Genomic DNA, 2,591 nt, shown 5'->3' on the forward strand with positions numbered 1-2,591 from the left:
AAGCACGACCCAACACGCAACGGGTGGGGCCAGATCAGAGCATCAAAGTGGGGCCAAATGGGGTTGTCATTCTCATGATCATCGTCCACGTCGGACCGACCGGGCCGCGCGAGGTCGCCCGCCACCCGCGCGCGACGCCGGGCAGCCCGCAGATGCTCGACGCCCATTTCCCGCCCACCTGCGGGAGCACTCGGCCGGGTCCCGCTGGCCCGCAACGTCGCCGAGGCCGCGTTTTTGGTCCTCGGTGACGGCGCGCGGGTCTGGTTGGCTGAGGCCGCAGCTGCCGGCACGACCAAGATGCGCGTGAAGATGGCGCAGGCCGTGGAGCTCGCCAAGCTGTTCACCCCCGAAGAGCTCGACTGGGCGTTGGGTCACGCGGCGGTCCATGCCCGGTTCGCCGAGGCTGACCTCGCCTCGATCCTGGACCACCACGCCAGCGCCACCGCGGGCGGCCCGGTCAACCAGGCCGGCGAGGACCGGTCGCTGACCCAGGGCACCCGCGGCTGGGTCACCCTCGGCGCATCCACGCCCGCCACCGCGCAGGTGATCGCATGAGTGCGGCGACCCGGACCCGCCAGGCGCCGGTGCCGGCGGTCGGGGTCCCGTCGGCGCCGGCGATGCCCGACGACGTCCAGGCACTGCTGCACCGGCTGCGGCTGCCGCACATCCGCCGCCACGCCCCGGACGTCATCGCCACCGCCAAAGCGCAGCGGTGGGAACCCGTCGAGGTGCTGCGCGCCCTGCTGGTCGAGGAAGCCGCCGGGCGGGAACGCTCCGCACTGGCGACCCGACGGGCCGGCGCGGGGTTCCCCACCGGCAAGACGTTCGACGCCTGGAACCCGGCCGCGTCCTCGATCCCGGCCCCGACCCAGCAAGCGCTCCGCACCCTGGAATGGGTGCACCGCCGCGAGAACCTGGTGGTCTGCGGACCGTCCGGGACGGGCAAGACGTTTTTGCTCGAGGCCCTGGGCCAGCACGCCGTCGAGCAAGGACTACGCGTGGCCTGGTTCACCCTGGAGGACCTCGGCACGCTGCTGCGCCGCCACCGCGCGGACGACTCGGTGACCAAGGCCATCGCCCGGGTCCTGCGCGCCGACCTCGTGGTCTGTGATGACATCGGCCTGTTGCCGGTTTCTCAGGACGCCGCTGAGGGTCTCTACCGGCTCGTCGATGCCGCCTACGAGAAACGCTCGGTGGCGATCTCGTCCAATCTCCACCCGGCCGCGTTCGACGAGCTGATGCCCAAGACCCTGGCCACCGCGACCGTCGGCCGGCTCCTGCACCACGCGCATGTCTTCCAGACCAGCGGCGAGAGCGTCCGTCAGGCCCAAGCCCTCGCCGGCCAAGGGGTGAGTCCGTTGAGCTGAGCACCCGGGCCAACGATGGTCAGCACTGGGCAGATCCCATGGCCATCACCGGGCACATTTCGTGACCGTCACCGGGCAGGTTTCACGACCGCCTCTGGGCAGAACTCAATGGCCCTTGACAGTAGCGTAGGCGTTGAAGTACCGGTTCTGAGCGGCAGTCTCGGTCCGCTCGGACCAACTTCCGATCGTTCGGCGAGAAGGCTCCACGGTGTATTTGCGGGGCAAAAACCGTCGGTCCAGACCGGGTCCTCTTCAAGTCCGGTCGGCTCGCCCGCAAAAGTAGAACCCCTGGTCATCAGCCCATTTCGGACATGCTCGGCCAGGGTCGGACCCACAGGAAATGGGATCGATCCTTGCAGGGGGTCGCAGGTCCAGATCCTGTCAGCCCGACAAAAGCCCAGGTCAGAAGCAATTTCTGACCTGGGCTTTGTAGTGTCACGGGGCCAAAACGGGGGAAGAACGATCCGTCGGGGAATCGTCCCTGGTGCGTTTGTGCAGGTGAGAGGATCGCGGCAAGGCTCGGGGAACGCTGAAAAGCGCTTCAGGACGATGGGTACTCGCAGGTTCAAATCCCCGGTGCGGCAACTGACTCGCAGTTCAACGCGCTGAACGAGACGCGGAGACTTGATCAGGTCGGGCATCTGTCAACGCCGGGCGAACCTTCGGGCTTCTGCGTGAACCCGACGAGGTTGCCTGCGCCGGTGTCGACGACTGCGCGACCGGTGGCGTCGTCCCGTGTTATGGCCGCACCGAACTCGAACGTCCACCCCGACCCGAAGACGCTATTGGCGGTGCGCCCGGAGTCGTAGGAACGACGCAGCCGCAGCGGCATCGGGCTGCTGCCCACCTCAACGTCGGTGGCCGACTCGACGAGGTGCCCCGTCGCGGTGTTCACCGGGTCGTCGCGCAGCATCGAGGCGCTGTCGGACAGGCACGCCGACGGCTCCCCGGTGACCTGCGCCTCCGGAAGCGCCACGGCGGGCAGCAGCGGGTCGGCGTAGGTGACCCGCAGGACGGGCATGCGTGCGCCCCGGCTCGACGACCACGCGTCCCCGGTCGTGCTGTAGGCCGGCTCGGCGATGATCATGCCGCGGTTGGCCTGCGGGCGGTTGACCCAGTCCTGCACGAGGGTGGTGACGTCCCAATTCGGCTCTTCGTTCTTAACCGGGCAGATCGGTGTTCTTGGCTGCCTCCCGGCGGTGTTTGCGGGTGCAGGCCCAGCGT

3 protein-coding genes are annotated in these 2,591 nt (G+C 68.6%); 2 read left to right on the forward strand and 1 reads right to left on the reverse strand.

Annotated features, from left to right (window positions below; translation table 11 throughout):
* Positions 1–264: 264 nt before the first annotated feature.
* Together EUA98_RS20115 and istB are read left to right on the forward strand one after the other, a co-directional pair.
* On the forward strand, positions 265–555 hold the full coding sequence (locus tag EUA98_RS20115) for a hypothetical protein (RefSeq protein ID WP_207219175.1): 291 nt from the start codon (positions 265–267) through the stop codon (positions 553–555).
* Positions 552–1,367, forward strand: coding sequence for an IS21-like element helper ATPase IstB (gene istB / locus EUA98_RS19420; RefSeq protein WP_130104324.1), 816 nt, complete (start codon positions 552–554; stop codon positions 1,365–1,367). The genes EUA98_RS20115 and istB overlap by 4 nt, the downstream gene beginning before the upstream one ends.
* 628 nt (positions 1,368–1,995) lie before the next feature.
* Here the strand turns inward: istB and EUA98_RS19425 are convergent.
* The coding region (locus EUA98_RS19425; protein ID WP_207219176.1) for a DUF6531 domain-containing protein at positions 1,996–2,591 on the reverse strand (596 nt) is incomplete at its 5' end.

Origin of the sequence: Pengzhenrongella frigida (genome assembly GCF_004168625.1) — a bacterium.
In the GTDB taxonomy this organism is placed as follows: Bacteria; Actinomycetota; Actinomycetes; order Actinomycetales; family Cellulomonadaceae; genus Pengzhenrongella; species Pengzhenrongella frigida.

What these genes read in the sequence shown, in the direction of transcription:
- istB (WP_130104324.1), top strand. Translation starts at nt 552, where the DNA reads ATGAGTGCGGCGACCCGGACCCGCCAGGCGCCGGTGCCGGCGGTCGGG.